Annotated in this window: 12 protein-coding genes; all 12 read right to left on the bottom strand. The window is 68.2% G+C overall.

Annotated features, from left to right (window positions below):
• Window positions 1-3 precede the first annotated feature (3 nt).
• Window positions 4-2,298: a cellulose biosynthesis cyclic di-GMP-binding regulatory protein BcsB gene (bcsB, locus tag R4823_RS22725; protein WP_087839804.1), complete on the bottom strand. Its 2,295-nt coding sequence runs from the start codon at window positions 2,296-2,298 to the stop codon at window positions 4-6.
• Window positions 2,295-4,505, bottom strand: coding sequence for a UDP-forming cellulose synthase catalytic subunit (bcsA, locus tag R4823_RS22720; RefSeq protein WP_087839803.1), 2,211 nt, complete (start codon window positions 4,503-4,505; stop codon window positions 2,295-2,297). Before bcsA ends, bcsB begins: the two co-directional genes overlap by 4 nt.
• A gap of 36 nt (window positions 4,506-4,541) precedes the next feature.
• Window positions 4,542-4,958 (bottom strand): hypothetical protein, encoded by a 417-nt coding sequence (locus R4823_RS22715; RefSeq protein WP_132980647.1) that lies wholly within the window; start codon window positions 4,956-4,958, stop codon window positions 4,542-4,544.
• A gap of 7 nt (window positions 4,959-4,965) precedes the next feature.
• A complete protein-coding gene (gene bcsD, locus R4823_RS22710; protein WP_087839801.1) occupies window positions 4,966-5,439 on the bottom strand; it encodes a cellulose biosynthesis protein BcsD in 474 nt (157 codons plus the stop codon).
• Window positions 5,440-6,183: 744 nt separating this feature from the next.
• A complete protein-coding gene (groL, locus tag R4823_RS22705) occupies window positions 6,184-7,830 on the bottom strand; it encodes a chaperonin GroEL (protein WP_087839800.1) in 1,647 nt (548 codons plus the stop codon).
• 62 nt (window positions 7,831-7,892) lie between these two features.
• The gene (gene groES / locus R4823_RS22700) at window positions 7,893-8,180 is read right to left on the bottom strand and encodes a co-chaperone GroES (RefSeq protein ID WP_087781765.1); all 288 of its coding nucleotides are present in this window, start codon (window positions 8,178-8,180) and stop codon (window positions 7,893-7,895) included.
• A gap of 276 nt (window positions 8,181-8,456) precedes the next feature.
• Window positions 8,457-9,764 carry an MFS transporter gene (locus R4823_RS22695; RefSeq protein ID WP_087839799.1) on the bottom strand — a complete coding sequence of 436 codons (1,308 nt, stop codon included), beginning with the start codon at window positions 9,762-9,764 and terminating at the stop codon, window positions 8,457-8,459.
• Window positions 9,765-9,772: 8 nt separating this feature from the next.
• A complete protein-coding gene (locus R4823_RS22690) occupies window positions 9,773-11,017 on the bottom strand; it encodes an MASE1 domain-containing protein (protein ID WP_087839798.1) in 1,245 nt (414 codons plus the stop codon).
• An 83-nt stretch (window positions 11,018-11,100) separates the two neighbouring features.
• Window positions 11,101-11,544, bottom strand: a complete 444-nt coding sequence (locus tag R4823_RS22685; protein WP_087839797.1) for a copper resistance protein NlpE — start codon at window positions 11,542-11,544, stop codon at window positions 11,101-11,103.
• Window positions 11,545-11,643: 99 nt separating this feature from the next.
• The gene (locus tag R4823_RS22680; RefSeq protein ID WP_338616145.1) at window positions 11,644-13,275 is read right to left on the bottom strand and encodes a sensor domain-containing diguanylate cyclase; all 1,632 of its coding nucleotides are present in this window, start codon (window positions 13,273-13,275) and stop codon (window positions 11,644-11,646) included.
• 87 nt (window positions 13,276-13,362) lie between these two features.
• Complete coding sequence (locus R4823_RS22675) at window positions 13,363-14,532, bottom strand: D-alanyl-D-alanine carboxypeptidase family protein (protein WP_207958697.1); 1,170 nt, start codon at window positions 14,530-14,532, stop codon at window positions 13,363-13,365.
• A 3-nt stretch (window positions 14,533-14,535) separates the two neighbouring features.
• The gene (locus R4823_RS22670) at window positions 14,536-16,332 is read right to left on the bottom strand and encodes a chloride channel protein (protein WP_132980644.1); all 1,797 of its coding nucleotides are present in this window, start codon (window positions 16,330-16,332) and stop codon (window positions 14,536-14,538) included.
• Between the last annotated feature and the right edge of the window lie 10 nt (window positions 16,333-16,342).

Here is a 16,342-nt window from a genome sequence, read left to right as displayed (position 1 = left end):
CGCTCAGGCGCTCAGGCGGCGGGCCGCCCGCGCGCGCAGCGCGATGTAGGTCAACACGCCCAGGACCGCGATGCCGAGGATCGCCAGCAGCAGCAGGATCCAGGGCTGGCGGGCGGCGTACCACTGGATGCTCGTGAACCAGCCGAGCGAACCCACGTGGTAGGTCGGATCCGACATCAGCGAATCGACCTGCTTGCCGCGCACCACGGACACGCTGCCTTCGATGAAGTCGGTCCGGTCTTCGCCGATCAGCGCATCCACGGCCTCGGCCAGGCTCTCGGGGCGGGTGGCGGAGATCGCGACGACGCTGCGTCCGCTGCGCAGGGGCGACTCGAAGCCGGCGAACACCACGCTGGCGCCGTCGGTGGTGAAGGACAGCGAACTGCGCGCGCGGCCGGTGTCCTCGTGCGGGTTGGGCACGATCCAGCGCCAGGTCTGATAGGCCCAGTCCGACAGATTGAAGCGGCGGCTGCCCTCGGTCAGCGAAACGGGCAACTGCGCGCTCCATTGTCTGAGCAGGGGCTGGTTGTCGCCCGAGGCGATCAGCAGCAGGTCCTTGTCGGCCAGTTGCGGGGCCTGATCCGCGCGCGCGACGGTGACGTTCAGCGCCGGGTAGCCGGTCGACTCCGACAGGCGTCCCAGGACGCCCAGGTAGGCGCTGTACTCGGCGGTGCCGGCATTGTCGGGAAGAATGACCGCCGTCTGCGACAGGTCAGCCATCCGCGTGAACGGGAAGCCGCTGCTGTGGAAGACGGCGAGGTTGGGCATCGCGATGTAGTGCCTGAAGCCGGAAATGTCGATGGTCGAATCCGGCTCGATGGCGCCGCGGACGTTGTCGATGATCACGTCGCGGCACTGCCCTTCCTTGATGTAGTCGTACTGGTAGCGGAATTGCAGCGTGGCGCGCGGCGGCATCAGTTGCAGCGGCAGCGCCATCTGCACGCGCACCGGGATGCTGCTGTCCGTCTGCAGCTTGGCCAGCAGTCCCTCGCCGCCGTTCAGGCGTTCGATCGAGGGCAGCGGGAACGATTTCACCAGGTGATCGTTGACGCCCAGGGTCATGGTCGAGCTGGTCGACATCTGCTGGGGCGTGTAGCGGTATTTCAGGTCGAGCGGAATGCCGCTCTCGCGCCAGCCGAACAGGTCGGGCGGCAGGCGCAGGTTCACGGGAATGGTGGGCGGCGCGAAACCGGAGACGTTGAGGGTGGCGGGCGGGACCAGTTCGCCGAACTTCACGGGGCGGTCGCTGCGCAGCCAGTTGGGGGCGTCGTAGGGCTTGCGCGGCTCCAGTTCCGCCAACTGCGTGATGACCGCGCGATGGCCGGTCAGCGCGCTGCTGCCGGTCACCACCGCCTGGGCGGCCCGCTTGAGTTCCTTGGCATCGCGGCCGCCCAGCACCAGCAGCTTGCCGTACATGTCGTTGGGGTTGGGAACGATGGTGACCGTCGGCCCGCTGGGCGCGGGCAGGTCGAGGCCGCCCGAGCGCAGTTCGCCGGTGGCCATCACGATGGCGTTGCCCTTGGCGGGCAGTTGATCGACGGCGGTCGGGAAGCGCGCGCCGCGATAGCTGGCCAGCGCGCCGAACCAGGACGACAGGATGCCGGCCGCTTCCAGCACGGTGTTGTCCGGCGCGGCGGCGAACACGAAGGGCAGCGACAGCGGCCGGCTGTCGCGGCGGTCGAAGAAGGGCAGGGGCAGGATGGACAGGTCGTTGGCCAGCACCAGCGGCGTGACCGTCAGTTCCAGCGTGCTCTGGTTGCTGATGTTGGCCCACAGGCTCGAATGGAGCGGGTCTTCGCACTCCATCGTGTAATGGCCGATGAGCTGCACGTTCAGGTTGTTGAATTGCGTGATCAGTTGCGGCGGCAGCGCGACCACCGTTTCCTTCGGCTTGCCGGCCGTGTCCTTCGGGACCGGGATCGACGCGGCGACCTCGCCGTTGACCAGGACGTTGATGTGGGAGAGGTCCTCCAGCAGCGCCGGCGAATAGGTGTAGCGCAGGCGCAGCTGGGCCGACGACACGACCTCGTCGGCACGGATGTCGAACGGCAGCCGGAAGCTGCCTTCCACGCCGCGTATCGTCATGGGGGTGCTGGCGCCGAGCCGCTTGAGCGGGACGCCGTAGCTGCGCCCGCCCGACACCAGCTGCTCGGGCTTGGCGTCCGCCTCGCCGCCGGCCGCGGCCGGCTGCGCGCGCAGCGGCAGCGAAGTCAGCAGCATCGCGGCGGCCAGCACCAGCGAGAGCGGCCTGGCGGCGGGCTGGTGCGCGCGTTTGCTCGGAAGGTTCGTGGAGGTCATCGGTTCTTCATCCTGGTGTGGGTCGGACGGGCTTGCAGCCGGGCGCGCACGACCTGGCTTCCGTGTATCGCGAGTTGTTTCATGCCGAGCAGGCCGATGCGCGTCACTTCCCGCAGCGAGGCCAGGGGCGCGTCGGGCGTGCCCTGGCCCCAGTTGTCGGCCCAGGTGTCGGCGCGGGCGAACGTCATTTCGGCCATCTCCACCTGCTGGCGCATCGTCAGCGAGGTGAAGCGCAAGCCCACGTGGCGGTCGCCCGCGAACATGATGTGGGCGGGGAAGGTGCGCTGCTCGGTCCCGCGGAACAGCGCCACGTGCACCGCCTGCCCGGTTTCCAGGCGCCCCAGCTCCGGAGGAAGCTGTATGCCCAGTCCGGTGGCGGAGTAGTCGGTGGTGCTGCACGCGATGGTCTTGCCGTTTTCCAGGCGCAGCATGGCCGGGATCTGCGCGGCGACGCGCGGCTGCGCGCGGAACTGCCGTTCCTCGCGCGCGACGGCGATGCTGGCGCTGGTGATGACGATGTTGTAGAGCGTCCAGAGCAGGTTGATCGCCAGGGTGAACAGGCCGCCCGCGTCGTAGTCGACGAAGATCAGCGAAACCAGCCCGGCGAGCAGCCCGGCGATGTTCAGGGCCAGCAGCACCAGGTACGGCTTGGCCATGTCCCAGTCGAACCACGCGTTGCCCATGGCGCCGCCCTTGGCGGTGACGTTGAAGCCCCCGAGCTTGGGGTTGATGAGGGCCAGCATGGCGGGCCGCATGATGTACCAGGCCAGCACCGATTCGTAGACCTCGTTCCAGAACGAATGGCGAAAGCGCCCCTGCATCCGCGAACTGGTCAGGTTGGCATGGATGAGGTGGGGGAAGGCGTACAGCGTGATCATCAGCGCCGATGCCTGGAACACGTGGGCGCCGAAGAACAGGAAGGCCAGCGGCGCGGTCAGGAACACCAGGCGCGGCAGGCCGTAGAAGAAGTGCAGCATGGCGTTCAGGTAGCACATGCGCTGGCTCAGGCTCAGCCCTTTGCCGAACAGCGGATTGTCGACGCGAAAGATCTGCGCCATGCCGCGCGCCCAGCGCACGCGCTGGCCGATGTGGCGCGACAGGTTCTCGGTGGCCAGTCCCGCCGCCTGGGGAACGGCCAGGTAGGCCGTGTTGTAGCCGGCCCGGTTCAGCTTCAGCGCCGTGTGGGCGTCTTCGGTCACCGTCTCGGTGGCGATGCCGCCCACTTCCTCCAGATGGCTGCGGCGCAGGACGGCGCACGAGCCGCAGAAGAATGCCGCGTTCCAGAGATCGTTGCCGTCCTGGACCAGGCCGTAGAACAGCTCGCCCTCGTTGGGCACCGCGCGGAAGGTGTGCAGGTTCTTCTCGAACGGATCGGCGGAGAAGAAATAGTGGGGCGTCTGCAGCATCGCCAGCTTGGGATCCTTCAGGAACCAGCCTATGCTGATCTGCAGGAACGAGCGGGTGGGGATGTGGTCGCAATCGAACACCGCGACGTATTCGCCGCTGGTCAGTTCGAGCGCCGCGTTCAGGTTGCCGGCCTTGGCCGCTTCGTTGTTGTTGCGCGCGATGTAGCCCACGCCCAGCGCGGTGCAGAAGTCCTGGAATTCCTTGCGCCGGCCGTCATCCAGCACGAAGATGCGCAGCCGGTCCGTGGGCCAGTCCAGCGACACCGCCGTCAGCACCGATTGCTTCACCACGTCCAGCGGCTCGTTGTAGGTCGGGATGAGGATGTCCACCGACGGCCACGTCGCCGGATCCGCGGGCATCGCGGCGGGCAGCCGGCGCAGCGGCCAGATGGTCTGCAGGTAGCCCAGCAGCAGCACCGACAGCGCATAGAGCTCGGCCAGCATCAGGCCGTAGCCGAAGGCGATGTCGAGCCAGCTCTGGAAGTCCAGCGTCGAGGTCAGCCGCCAGTACATGTAGCGCAGCGACATCGTCGCCGACAGCAGCACCATCAGCACCGTCGGCATGCGCCCGGCGACGTTGCGCAGCGCCAGCGCGGCCACCAGCGCGACCAGCGCCAGCACCAGTTGCGGCAAGGCCTCCAGGGGCGCGGTGATGACGACCGCGAGGCTGCAGCAGGCCACGGCCGCCAGCGCGAAGCGGACGATGCGGTTGTTCCACAACGGCAGGGCCGCCAGACGATCGGCCTTGGCGTCCGCCGGGGCATGGTCGGCGGTGGGGACGGCTGGCGGCAGCGCGCTCACGCCGGCCTCGTTCTTGCGTGCGGGTTCATGGATCGATCAGTTCCTGAGCAGGCGCTGGAACAGCGCCGGCATGTCCTTGGGGCGAGGCCGGTCTGCATCGGCATGGCGCAGCAGCCGTTCGAAGATCACGGCGGCCGGCTCGTCGGCGGCCGGCGCCGGGTCTGGCGGCGGCGCCACCGGTTCCGGGGGTGCCGGCGCGTCAGCGATGGCGTCCGCCGCCGGGTCTTGCGCCGTCGGATCTAGCGGCAACGACGTCTCCTCGGGAGGATGGAAGCGGGTCGGCGGCACGTAGACGGTAGAGACGGGGGCTTCTCCGGTGTCTTCCCTGGCGCTGCCTGGCGCCGACGCCGGGCGGCGCTGGGCCAGGGAGGGCCAGCGGCTCGCGGCGGATGGCGCCGATGCCGTGACGGGCTGGGAAGTGTCCCCCGCCTCGGGATGCTTGGATGTGTCCATGGCCACCTCAGGCCGCAATGGGCGATCCCAGGCGCAAGCCTATGCCGCCGATGCTGTCGAAATCGGAAACCTGGGTCACTTGCAGCCGGTCGCTCGCGCCCAGTTGTTCGAACCACTGCTGGTAGACGCCTTCCAGGAACGATGGCGTCCAATCCAGCGCCTCGCGGCCCAGCGCGGCCTCGAGCGGCGCGCAATAGTGCTGGAGATGCAGATGGTCGGCCTGGTCGGTGATCTCGACCCAGCCCCAGTCCAGGCGGGTCCAGGCCTGGCTCATCGCGAGCTGGATGTCGTCCAGCGTGGCGCAGGCGGGCAGCGGCAGTTCGCGGGCGAAGCGCCCTCCCACCCTGCGCATGAACGTGCGCAATTCGGCGGCCGAGAATTTATCGGCCAGTTCCTGCGCGGTCGATAACAGGAATATCTTCCACTGCGCCGCGCACTGGCGGCCGGAAAGATAGCTGATGACGGATGAAGTGGCATCCATGGGTGGTCCTTGTCGCGGGTGATCGATTCGTCCGCACATGCCCATGCACGACGCTTCCGGACGCGTGAGCGGCGGAATGCGCAGGAATGCGGACGGGTAATGGAAGCCCTCTGGAGAGGGAGCCGGACAAGAGCCTAGTGGGCCTGGGAGAATCTCTTCATGGGGTCTGCGCCCATTCTGGCAAGGCGGAGCTACGTGTTTCCGGCACGTATTCTTGAAGCATGACCTTGCGTCTGAATTGCCGTCGCCCGAGATGAAAATCCTTCAGGGAGGCGGTCAAAATTTAGCCCACCGCGAGCCCGTGGCGCAATATTTCATTGCGACTGTTTATTTTTGAAAAACAAGCACTTAGCTCGTTTTATGTGTGCTGCGCAAACCTTCGGGCGGCGAACGGCGGGCTCATTTCCATACCGGCATGCCTTGCGGTCCGGCGAAAGTTGCCAAGGGGTTGGCGTATCGGGACGCGCATTTTTTTCGCCGGCCGCGGCCAGGGCGCGAAATAGATCCGATCGGTGGTTATGCGCGAGACGCAAAAAAAACTTGGCGTAAAAGGGACGTATCGTTGAGATGTGTTTACCTTCCGGAAGGAAACCCCCGTATCCGGCTCGCTCAATTGCCGGACGGAAACCCGGAAAGCATCCCGGACGCCGCCGCCGGCGCCCAAGAAAAAACCCGCGAGCGCGGGCGCTCGCGGGTTTCGTAGCCAGGTCCCGGGCACGCCCGGGACGAGCGGGAAAGGACTCTTTAGAAGTCCATGCCGCCCATACCGCCCATGCCACCCATGCCGCCGGGGGCGGGGGCAGCCGGCTTGTCCTCGACCAGCTCGACCACCGTGGCTTCCGTGGTCAGCAGCAGCGAGGCCACCGAGGCGGCGTTCTGCAGGGCGGTGCGGGTGACCTTGGTGGGGTCCAGCACGCCGGCTTCGACCATGTCGCCGTATTCGCCGGTGGCGGCGTTGTAGCCGTAGTTGCCCTTGCCGTTCAGCACGTTGTTGACGATGACGCTGGGCTCGTCGCCGGCGTTGGCGACGATGGTGCGCAGCGGCTCTTCAATGGCGCGCAGGACGATCTTGATGCCGGCGTCCTGGTCGGCGTTGGCACCCTTGGTGTCCTTGATGGCTTGCTTGGCGCGCAGCAGGGCCACGCCGCCGCCGGGCACCACGCCTTCTTCCACCGCGGCACGCGTGGCGTGCAGGGCGTCTTCGACGCGAGCCTTCTTTTCCTTCATTTCGACTTCGGTGGCAGCGCCGACCTTGATCACGGCAACACCGCCGGCCAGCTTGGCCACGCGCTCTTGCAGCTTCTCACGGTCGTAGTCCGAGGTCGCTTCTTCGATCTGGGTGCGGATCTGCTTGACGCGGGCCTCGATGGCCTTGCTGTCGCCGGCGCCGTCGATGATCGTGGTGTTTTCCTTGGCCACTTCGATGCGCTTGGCCTGGCCCAGCTCTTGCAGGGTGGCCTTTTCCAGCGACAGGCCGGTCTCTTCCGAGATCACGGTGCCGCCGGTCAGGATGGCGATGTCTTCCAGCATGGCCTTGCGGCGGTCGCCGAAGCCCGGAGCCTTGACGGCGGTGGTCTTCAGGATGCCACGGATGTTGTTGACCACCAGGGTGGCCAGGGCTTCGCCGTCGACGTCTTCAGCGATGATCAGCAGCGGGCGGCTGGCCTTGGCGACTTGCTCCAGCACGGGCAGCAGTTCGCGGATGTTGCTGATCTTCTTGTCGTGGATCAGGACGAAGGGATCGTCCAGGGCCGCGACTTGCTTGTCGGGGTTGTTGATGAAGTAGGGCGACAGGTAGCCGCGGTCGAACTGCATGCCTTCGACGACGTCCAGTTCGTTTTCCAGCGACTTGCCGTCTTCGACGGTGATGACGCCTTCCTTGCCCACTTTTTCCATCGCGTCGGCGATGATCTGGCCGATCGACGAATCGCTGTTGGCCGAGATCGAGCCGACCTGGGCGATTTCCTTGCTCGACGAGCAGGGCTTGCTGATCTTCTTCAGCTCTTCGATGGCGGCGGCGACGGCCTTGTCGATGCCGCGCTTCAGGTCCATCGGGTTCAGGCCGGCGGTCACGTACTTCTGGCCTTCGTGCACGATGGCCTGGGCCAGCACGGTGGCGGTGGTGGTGCCGTCACCGGCGTTGTCGCTGGTCTTGGAAGCCACTTCCTTGACGAGCTGGGCGCCCAGATTCTCGAACTTGTCCTTCAGTTCGATTTCCTTGGCGACGGACACGCCGTCCTTGGTGACGGTGGGGGCGCCGAAGGAGCGCTCCAGGACCACGTTGCGGCCCTTGGGACCGAGGGTGACCTTGACGGCGTTGGCGAGGACGTTCACGCCACGGACGACGCGGGCGCGGGCGTCATCACCGAACTGGACTTGTTTGGCAGCCATTTACGAAATTCCTTGGATGATGGTGTTGAATGCCGGGGGATCGGACAGCGGGCCGCGAGGGCTTACTGGATCACCGCCAGGATTTCTTCTTCGCGGATGACGAGCAGTTCGTCGCCGTCGACCTTCACGGCCTGGCCGGCGTACTTGCCGAACAGGACCTTGTCGCCGACCTTGACGTCGACCGGCAGCACCTTGCCGTCCTCGGTCTTCTTGCCCGGGCCGACGGCCAGCACTTCACCCTGGTCGGGCTTTTCGGCAGCGCTGTCGGGAATGACGATGCCGGACGCGGTTTTACGCTCGTTGTCCAGGCGCTTGACGATCACGCGATCGTGCAGGGGACGGAGGGCCATACAAACTCCTGATGTTCGAAGTTGACGTCTATTTGTCAGAAAAAGAGGCTGGAAAGCCGTTATTCGGCCGGTGCCGCGTCGAAACGCGGCGCTTGAGCCTGTTGCCGGAGGCCGGGACGCTGCCCAGGCAGCGTTGTTAGCACTCTATGCAATCGAGTGCTAATTATAGGGATGGGACAGGGGGCTTTCAAGGGGCAGGGTATACGGGACAGCCCTAGCCCGGTCCTTCTTGTCATATAGACAGCGCGGTCCGATGGGCCGCCCCCCAGGCACGGCTCAGGCGCCGCTGCGCGAGGTCATGCGCGTGGCGGCCGCCAGGAAGCGCGAGAACCAGGATTGCTGGACGGGATGGACGACCGCGCGCAGCGCGCGGCTGTAGTCCAGCGTCAGGCCGGGGGTCCAGGCCATGACCTGGGCGCGCTGGCGCACCTGCGCGGCAATCCACAATTCGGGCATCAGCAGGGTGCGCAGCACCTGCCGCACGCTGCGGCTGCGGTCGTCCAGCACGCCGTCCAGGGCGGACTCCAGCGCGTACGAGACCGAACTGGAGCAGTTGCGCCGCGTGAGGTTATAGATTTCCTGGTCGCGGTAGCGCTGCCAGAAGGCCTGGAGTTTCCCGTAGTCGTACCGCTCGAACCTGACCTGCCAGTTCGACGGACACCAGGCCTTGGACTCGGTCGCGTAGTCGGGCTGGAACTTGCCCGGCACGTCGTTTTCCTTGACCGCCTTCAATACGTTGAAGAACTCGGAGGGCGAGCGGTCGATGTCGACCGCGGGATACAGGCTGATGTAGGTCGACGGCGGCACTTCCATGGCGGCATGTCCGGTCGATATCACGCCCTGCACGTCGACGGCGGCGATGTAGCGGTTGAATACCGGCCGCGACACGGTCTTGTCCTTGGCCGAGCCTTCGGGGGTCCAGACGTGGACGGTCAAGGGGCCCGCCGGCGCCGGCTGCCGGGCAGGCGGCGGGCTGGCGCCGGCCCCGCGCAGGTCGGCCGGCGCCAGCAGGTCGAACATGGATGACTGCTCGCTCAGCTTGCGGGCGCGGGCGGCCACCCGCATGGTGTTGATGCCGGCGACCAGCATGGTGACGCCGATGAAGTAGGAGACCGTGCCGGCGTAGTGGGTGGGATAGGGCTGGAACAGGAACAGGCCGAACAGGACCTGGGCGCAGCCGCCCAGCACGGACAGGCGCCAGCGGTCGTAGCGCAGCACCCAGGCCGAGGCGATCTGGAACACGCCCAGCACGAAGTAGGCCAGGCCCAGGATGATGGCCAGCAGCAGGTTGCTGATGGAGCCGCCGGCCAGGATCAGCAGCGCGACCAGCAGGAAGATGCCGCCCTTGAAGGCCAGCACGGCCTTCTGGGCGCCCATGCCGCTGCCGGCGACCGTCAGCGTGACCAGGCTTTCCACCAGCAGCAGCGCGCCGAAGAGCGTCAGCGGGAAGTAGCGCGCGCCGTCCACGCCGTCCAGGGTGATGACCACGCCCAGGGCGGCCCAGGCGAAGCCGATCAGTAGCAGCAGGTGGATGTTCCTGCGGACGAAGCCGGCGCCGAACAGAAGCAGGGCAAGCTGGATCATGGTTTCCCTTATGCGCCGTGGTGCGGGGTGGGCAGCCGCCAGCTGCCGATGATGAAAGCGCCGTCGGGCCCCATCATGGCCCCCCGGTTCAGGTCGACGACCGTCGTCCACTGATCGGGCGCGGTCGCCAGGCGGAAGGGGAAGGGGCGCTCCAGCCCCGGCGTCCCGTCGGCGGCGCGCAGGCGGTCCCGCAAGCCCTGGCGGTCGTCCGGATGGACCTGCCGCAGCACTTCATCCAGGGTCCCGGGGCCGGGGCGGGCGTCGGGCGGCGCGTCCCAGACGATGGTGCCGGAGGCGAGATCCAGCCGGTACAGGGTCTCGCGGCCGCCGGTGCCGTCCGCGCCGGCCGTGCGCGGGCGCCGGATGCCACGGGTCAGCACCCGCACGAAGACCTGCAGCATGGCGACCGACACGAGATAGCACTGGGCAAGCAGCAGGGGCTCGCCCGGCAGGAAGCCGCGCAGGAAGAAAGGGCCGCGCCCGGCGTTGGAGTGATAGATGACGATGGCCGCCATGGTCAGCACGGCCAGCGAACCCATGCGGTTGCCGCCGCTGAGCGTGGCCACGGTGGCCAGCGCCAGCGGAATGCAGGCCAGTCCCAGCAGCAGCGGCGCCTCGGACATGGACGGGCGGTGCACGCCGAACACGTACCAGGTCATGGCCGCCAGCAGCAGCCACGCGGCAATGCCCACGGTACGGCCGATGGGACCCGGCGGCGCCTCGATCGTGCGAAAGCCCATGAATCCCATCAGCACCGAGACGCCGAACAGCACGCCGGTCACGGTGGCGGCCCACCATATCCACGCCAGGTCGGAGACGGCTTCCCACAGGACTTCGTGCTTGATCAGCGCCAGTCCCGCGCTGCCGCAAACCGCGGCGACGGCGCTGACCACGAAGGTGACGGCCACCCATCCGAGCACCGCGTGCAAGTCGTCCCGCCCCTGCGCATAGCGCTGCGACAGCCAGGCGATGCCGAGCGTGGAGGCGAGCGACAGGCCGGCGAGCCAGGCCGAGGGGATGAGGGGATGGCCGGTCAGTGCGGACAGCGCCAGGTCGGCGGCGAACAGCGCGGCGGTCAGGGCCGCCCAGGCCGCGCGCGGCATGGCGAAGAAGGCGGCGACAGCGACGCCGGCGGGGAACCAGACGAAGGACACCTGGGTGACGGGATCGTCCAGGGCGAACGACAGATAGGCGCAGGCCACGTAGAGCGCGGCCCAGAGCGCGATGCGTCCAAGCAAGCTGGCAAAAGACATGGCGGTTCCCGGTGGTTGTTCTTGTGGCCTTCGAAGCGGCTCTGCCCAGGCGAAAGTATAAGGACAAACGATGACACGGCCGCTTAGCGGCCGGTATTTTCCACCTTCTGCAATTCATGGTTGCCGGCCAGCGGCCCCTGGGGACGCGTGCCGTCCATGTAGAGCTGGATGAGCCGTCCCTCGGCCACGAAGTACTGCCTGCCGCCCGCGGCCTGGTCCAGGGTGATGCGGGTGCCGTCGGGCTGCCATGTGAAGCTGCCCTCGACGCGGTCGACGCGCGGCTGACGGTCGAGATACTGGGTCTCCAGCTCGTAGCGGCCATCCTGGCGCAGCGTGAGCCGGGTCCGGATGCCGGGGCAGTCGGCGCAGGGCAGCGTGCCCTCGTAGACGCCGTCCCAGTCCAGCGCGTTGCGGGCGTTGTGCCCGTCGACGACGGGGCTGGCGGCTGGCGTGTCGTGTTCCCTGGACGGCGTGCCGCAGCCGGCGATGAGCACGGCTGCGAGGCATGCGAAGGCGGCGGTCTTCATGATGGCTGCTCCGGTTGCCGGCGCCCGCGCGAGGCATGGCGCTTCCCGCCAACGGTAGCAGGCGGCGGCGGCCGCGCCGGCAACCGGATGTAAGAAGGATCAGAACAGCGAGCGTTCCGGGGCGCGGTCCTGGGCTTCAGGATCGAGCACCGCCTGGTTCCTGCCGCGCGACTTGGCGGCATACAGCGCCGCGTCGGCGCGGCTGATCAGTTCTTCCAGCGAGGTGCCGGAGTGCGGGAAGACCGCGATGCCCGCCGAGGCGCCTACCTGGGGCGAGACGCCCGGATAGGGTTCGGACAGCACCGCCACCAGGCTGTTGGCCACGGTCTCGGCGGCGGCCGGGCCCGCGCCGTCCAGCAGCACCATGAACTCGTCGCCGCCGTAGCGCGCCACCACGTCCGAATGGCGCACGGCGTCGGCCATGCGGCGCGCGGCGATCTGCAGCACGGTATCCCCCGTGCCGTGGCCATGGACGTCGTTGACGGTCTTGAAATGATCGAGGTCCACGGCGACCAGGGCCAGCGACGCCCGGGACCGTTGCGCGGCGGCGATCGCGCGCCGGGCCAGTTCCGCGAACAGGACCCGGTTGCTCAACTGGGTGAGCGGGTCGTAATAGGCAAGCTGGCGGGCGTGCTCGAGCGTACCGGCGGCGTGCTCGATGGCATCGGCCACGGCCGCCGTTTCCTTGAAGTGTGGTGGCGCCACGCTGACACGGTGGCCGGCGCCCAGCGCCAGGGCGGGTTCCACGAGGTTGCCCACCGCCTGTTCGATCCGGCGTGCCAGCTGATAGGCCAGGCCCAGTCCGAACAGGATGGCCAGCAGGCCGCCGCCCGCCACCCAGGCCATGGCCCGGTATAGGTCGGTGGTGAAGGCCGCGGCGGGCGCCCCCACGGCGACGGTCCATTGGGTCGTGGCCAGGCGGCTGAACGCCGTCAGGACGGGAATCCCCTCCTTGGTCAGGCTTTGCAGCGTACCTTCGCGTTCACGGCGCACGGCGTCGGCCAGCGAGGACACCGCCCGCTGCCCGACGAAACGCGCTTCGTCGCGGGTCCGTCCCAGGATGGTCGCGTCGCGGTCGAGCAGGGCGGCCACCCAGCCTTCGCCCAGGGCGTGGCGGGTCATCAGGGCGCTTAGGCGGTCAGAACCCAGGTCGGCGAAAAGCAGATAGCGCGCTTCGCCGTCGATCAGGACGGGTACGCCGACGATGATGGTGAGGCCCCGGCCCTCCCGAGGCGGCCCCAGCCTTGCAACGAGCGGATGGCTGCCGCCGCTGGAGACCTGGGGCAGGTCGGGTAGCCTGACGGGCGGCGGGAGGACGCCGGGATAGGGCTCCGAGGTATCCAGCACCTCGTTGCCGCGGGTGTCCGTCAGGACGTAGCGGTCGATGTCCTGGTACTTGAGCGCGTCGATGGCCCGCTGGTGGAACGAGGCCAGGTCCGCGCGCACCAGGTCGGTGGAGCTTGCCAGCACGCGCAGGCCGGAGCCGATTCCTTCCACTTCCTGGTCCAGGTCGGCGGCCAGGCTGCGGGCGGCCAGGACGGTGGTTTCGTAGATGCGGGTCTTGCGCAGCGCGTAGGTCTCGTACACCGCGAGGCCCGCCACCAGCGTGGCGGGGAGCGTACAGACGACGACCAGGGCAAGCAGGCCGATGCGTATCGAGATCGTTCCGCCGCGCCGGGCTTGGCCGGCCGGCGTATCGGACGGAGGGGACTGCGCTGGAACGGATGTCATCTGCCATGGAGCGGGACCGCGAGGCCCGCTGCCTTGTTTTTGCCCAGCCTACCATGCGGGGCATCCGCTGCAAAATCCGTGCGGGCCTCAGGCGCCCAGCCCGTGCAGCCACAGGCGCAGCCCGTCCCAGGCGCGTCCGAACCACGATGCCGCCGCCACTGGCTGGAGGGCGACCAGCGGCAGGCGACGGGCCGGTTCGCCGTCGACGCGCACCTCGAGTTCGCCCACGCGTTGTCCCGCCGCCAGCGGTGCGATCAGGGGCGAGGCCGGATGCAGGATGCGCTCTATCCGTGCTCCCGGGCGCACGGTAATGTAGGTGTCGCGCTGGAACCCCATGGGCACGGCCGAGCGCGCGCCTTTCCAGACCCGCGGCGAACCGACCGCGTCGCCGCCCGCGTAAAGCCGCACCGTTTCGAAATTGCGGAAACCCCACTCCAGCAGTTCGCGGCTCTGCCGGGTACGGTCGCGGTCCGAGGCGGTGCCGACCACGACCGAGATCAGCCGCCGCTGGATACTGCCGCTGGCGCGCCGCGCGGTCGCCACGAGACTGTATCCCGCCGACTCCGTATGGCCCGTCTTCATGCCGTCCACGCTGGCGTCCAGCCACAGCAGGCGGTTGCGATTGGGCTGCGTGATGCCGTTGTAGGTGTACTGCCGGGTGGCATCGTAGGTGCCGGCCAGGTCGGGAAAGTCGCGCACGATCCGGGCCGCCAGCACGGACAGGTCGCGCGCGGTCGAATACGTCTGCGGATCGGGCAGGCCGTGCGGATTGGAGAAGTGGGTCGAGGCCAGGCCCAGTTCCCCCGCCTCCTGGTTCATGCGTTCGACGAAGGCCTCGACCGAGCCGGCGACGCCCTCGGCCAGCGCGATCGCGGCGTCGTTGCCCGATTGCACCAGCAGCCCGTACAGCAACTCGTCTATCGTGGCCTGCTTGCCGGGTTCCAGGAACATGCGGGAGCTTCCCGGCGCCACCTTCCAGGCCCGCGTCGAGACCGTGACCCGCGTGTCGCGGCCGACGGCATGGTCGCGCAGGGCCTGGAACACGACGTAGGCCGTCATCATCTTGGTGAGCGAGGCCGGCTCGATGCGCTTGTCCGGATCGTGCGCGCCCAGTACCTGGCCGCTGGTCGCATCCAGGAGCAGCCAGGCGCGGGCGGGCAGCGCAGGAACGGGGACGGCGGCGGGCGAGGGCTGGGCGTGGGCGGCGGCGATGCAGAGGGCGCAGGCCAGCGCCGCCACCATCTTCGAGATGGGCATGTCTTATCGGATGTCGTGAGTGGACTGGCGACCGGTGTCCGCGCTCCATCGGAAATAGGCCATGCGATCGCGCTCTTCAGCCAGGCGCAGCGCTCGCAGCCGCAACAGGTCCTTGCGGCCCACGAGCCCCACCAGCTTCCCGTTGGCGCGGTCGACGATGGGCACCCGTCCCACGCCGGCGAGCGCCATGCGGTCGGCCAACTGGCTGGCGAGTTCGTCCGGATAGGCGACCAGAAGTTCCCGGTCGGCCAGCAGTTCGCCCATGGGCTGGTCGCGGTTCTCCTGCTCGACCGTCCAGGCCAGGCTGTCGGCGCGGGTGACCTCGCCCACGACCACGCCCTGCGTATCGACCACGGGGTAGCTGGTGTGGCGGCGCTCCAGCGTGGTGAAGTGTTCCACCGCTTCGCCGACCGTCATCGAGGCCGGCAGCGTTTCCACCTGCCGTGTCATCAGGTCGGCCACCCGCACGAGATCGAACGGGTCCACATGATATTCGCGGGTGACGTGATGGCCGCGCCGGGCGATCTTCTCGGTCAGGATCGAACGCTTGAGCAGCAGCACCGTCACGCCGTAGGCGAACGCGCAGGCGGTAAGCACGGGCACCATCACGCCGAAGTTGCCGGTCAGCTCCACGGCGAACAGCGTGGCGGTGAGCGGCGCGCGCATGGTACCGCCCATCATCGCCGCCATGCCCAGCAGGGCCCAGAAGCCGGGCGAGGCATCGGGCATGATCGGCGTCGCCAGGGCGCCCAGCGCGCCGCCGAAGATCAGCAGCGGGGCCAGCACGCCCCCTGACGTGCCCGAGCCCAGCGCCACGGCCCAGATGACGACCTTGACCGCCAGCAGGAGCAGTACCGCGTGCAGCGCCAGGTCGCCGGCCAGCAGGTGGCGGATGTTGTCGTAGCCCACGCCCAGGGCGGCCGGTTCGATCAGGCCGCCCAGCCCGATGACGAGACCGCCGATGGCGGGCCACCACATCCAGTGGAAGGGAAGCTTGGCGAAGCCGTCTTCGGCGGCGTAGACCAGCGTCGTCAGCACGCCCGACCCCAGTCCGGCGACGATGCCGAGCGCGGCGAAGGCCACCACGTGCGCGGCCGAGACATCGACCGAGCCGGCATAGGGGAACAGCGGCGCGCCGCCCATCACGAGCGGGCGGACGGCGGCGGCGACCACGGCGGCCACCGCCACCGGCAGGAAGCTGCGAGGCTTCCATTCGAACAGCAGCAGTTCCACCGCCAGCAGCAGCGCGGCCACGGGCGTGCCGAAAATGGCCGTCATGCCCGCCGCGGCACCGGCCACCAGCAGCGTCTTGCGCTCGGCCGAACTCATGTGGACCATCTGCGCCAGCAGCGAGCCGATGGCGCCGCCGGTCATGATGATCGGTCCTTCGGCGCCGAACGGGCCGCCGGTGCCGATCGATATCGCCGACGACAGCGGCTTGAGCACCGCCACCTTGGGCTGGATGCGGCTGCGGCCGATCAGGATGGCTTCCATGGCTTCGGGAATGCCGTGGCCGCGGATCTTCTCGGAACCGTAGCGCGCCATGAAGCCGATGATGAGGCAGCCGAGCACCGGCACGAACACCGTGGTCCAGCCCAGCGGCGTGCCGGCGATGGGCAGGTCTTCGAGCGACAGGCGGCCGTAGTAGGCGAGGTTGGTGCACAGCGTGATCAGCCGCAGCAGCAGCCATGCGGCGCCGACGCTGCACAGGCCGATGGCGGCGGCCAGGGCCATGAGCAGCAGGACTCGGCGGTCGGTCGTGAAATCGCCAAGCCGGGTAGAGGGTACGGAATGAGACATGATGAAGAGA

The organism is Pigmentiphaga sp. CHJ604, from assembly GCF_036972535.1.
GTDB lineage: Bacteria > Pseudomonadota > Gammaproteobacteria > Burkholderiales > Burkholderiaceae_B > Pigmentiphaga > Pigmentiphaga daeguensis.
The sequence above is the reverse complement of the archived record's forward strand: the minus strand, read 5'-3'. Positions and strand labels throughout refer to the sequence as shown.

What these genes read in the sequence shown, in the direction of transcription:
- R4823_RS22690 (WP_087839798.1), bottom strand. Translation starts at nt 11,017, where the DNA reads ATGTCTTTTGCCAGCTTGCTTGGACGCATCGCGCTCTGGGCCGCGCTC.
- groES (WP_087781765.1), bottom strand. Translation starts at nt 8,180, where the DNA reads ATGGCCCTCCGTCCCCTGCACGATCGCGTGATCGTCAAGCGCCTGGAC.
- R4823_RS22680 (WP_338616145.1), bottom strand. Translation starts at nt 13,275, where the DNA reads ATGACATCCGTTCCAGCGCAGTCCCCTCCGTCCGATACGCCGGCCGGC.
- R4823_RS22715 (WP_132980647.1), bottom strand. Translation starts at nt 4,958, where the DNA reads ATGGACACATCCAAGCATCCCGAGGCGGGGGACACTTCCCAGCCCGTC.
- groL (WP_087839800.1), bottom strand. Translation starts at nt 7,830, where the DNA reads ATGGCTGCCAAACAAGTCCAGTTCGGTGATGACGCCCGCGCCCGCGTC.
- bcsB (WP_087839804.1), bottom strand. Translation starts at nt 2,298, where the DNA reads ATGACCTCCACGAACCTTCCGAGCAAACGCGCGCACCAGCCCGCCGCC.
- R4823_RS22675 (WP_207958697.1), bottom strand. Translation starts at nt 14,532, where the DNA reads ATGCCCATCTCGAAGATGGTGGCGGCGCTGGCCTGCGCCCTCTGCATC.
- R4823_RS22695 (WP_087839799.1), bottom strand. Translation starts at nt 9,764, where the DNA reads ATGATCCAGCTTGCCCTGCTTCTGTTCGGCGCCGGCTTCGTCCGCAGG.
- bcsD (WP_087839801.1), bottom strand. Translation starts at nt 5,439, where the DNA reads ATGGATGCCACTTCATCCGTCATCAGCTATCTTTCCGGCCGCCAGTGC.
- R4823_RS22670 (WP_132980644.1), bottom strand. Translation starts at nt 16,332, where the DNA reads ATGTCTCATTCCGTACCCTCTACCCGGCTTGGCGATTTCACGACCGAC.
- R4823_RS22685 (WP_087839797.1), bottom strand. Translation starts at nt 11,544, where the DNA reads ATGAAGACCGCCGCCTTCGCATGCCTCGCAGCCGTGCTCATCGCCGGC.